We start from the raw sequence: 1,387 nt of genomic DNA on the forward strand, positions 1-1,387 counted from the left end.
GCTCAGGATGACAGTCGTGCTGGCGTTCTGAGCAGCTAGGTTGCCTTTTCAAATCGTGTGTTAAGAAAACTTAACAATGCCCTACGCTGCCCAAAAGGCATTTATTATCATTCTGATAAAATTTTATACATAATTCATATCAATAGATAATTCGATATTCTATATACTTGCCATATACTTCAGCAAGTCACATTTTTTCTAACTATAATTCAAGCTTATGCGCGTTTTCTACTCTCTCCTCCTTTGCCTCTTTATCAGCGTTGGTACAGCCGTAGCAGCTAAAGCACCACGCAAACGGCCAGATTCGCATCGGCACCGCACAGTGAGTGACATGTTTAAGCCCCGTATGAGCCACTTCGGCACCGGCAAGCCCTTGATTCCCTACCACAAGCGCGTGAAGCACGCGAAGGAGAAGTCGTTGACCTTCTAAAGGGACCCATTCCTACAAAAGAGCCGGCCGCATGCTATGCGGCCGGCTCTTTTGCGTTGTTTACCGTGTGCGTGTCAGGCTGCTTCCAGCACCTCAGCGTCGTTGTGCGCGGGCGAGTTCACGCGGGTGGTCACGGCGTATTCCTTCATGCCATCGGTGGGGTAGGGTACGAGTAGCTGCTGATGGTCGGCGGGACTGAGGGTGTCGGCGAGCCAGGCTTGCTCGGCCTCTGGGCCGGGGAGCAGCACGGGCATGCGGGTGTGCAGGCGGGCCATCAACTCGTTGGGCTCGGTGGTGATGATGGTGAAGGTAGGCAGCACCTCACCGGTCTGGCGGTCGAGCCACTCGTCCCATAGACCGGCGAAGGCAAACGGTTGCTCATCGCGCAGCATAATCCGGTGCGGCACCTTGCCCTGGGGCGTCTGCTGCCACTCATAGAACGAATCGGCCAGCACCAAGCAGCGCTTGCGCTGGAGCAGCTGCCGAAACGAGGGCTTGTCGGCCAGGGTTTCGGCGCGGGCGTTGATGGGCTTGACGGCCTTTTTCAGGTCTTGCACCCAGCCCGGTATCAGCCCCCACTGCACCAGTTGAATGGTGTCGGGCGCGGCGTTGGTGATGATGGGTAGGCGCTGCGACGGAGCAGCGTTGTAGTTCGGCTCGGTGGGTTCGGCAAGCGTTGCGCCGAAGCGTTTTGCCAAGCCCGCGGCAGGTGTAAGGGTAGTGTAGCGACCACACATACAAGCAAATCAAAAAAGAGTGGAAGTAACGAAAGGGTAGCTGCCGTTTGGAAGCTAGAAATTGGCGGCCGCAGAAAATAGTAGCGTATCGCCCGCACCTGTTTACGTTTGGCGATTGGTTAGGTGATGCGCTACGCAACGAAATTCTGCTGTATTACTAATAGCAGTTTCTACGTTGTTATCTGTTTAGGCTACCTAGTGAACGGTGTAGAAACGCCTA

At 54.8% G+C, this 1,387-nt stretch carries 1 protein-coding gene; it reads right to left on the bottom strand.

Annotated elements, in window-relative coordinates; genetic code table 11:
* Positions 1-504: 504 nt before the first annotated feature.
* Positions 505-1,167, bottom strand: a complete 663-nt coding sequence (locus KYK14_RS21865) for an SOS response-associated peptidase (RefSeq protein ID WP_219161760.1) — start codon at positions 1,165-1,167, stop codon at positions 505-507.
* Positions 1,168-1,387: the final 220 nt, after the last annotated feature.

The sequence above is a fragment of the Hymenobacter profundi genome (assembly GCF_019334315.1).
Taxonomy (GTDB): domain Bacteria; phylum Bacteroidota; class Bacteroidia; order Cytophagales; family Hymenobacteraceae; genus Hymenobacter; species Hymenobacter profundi.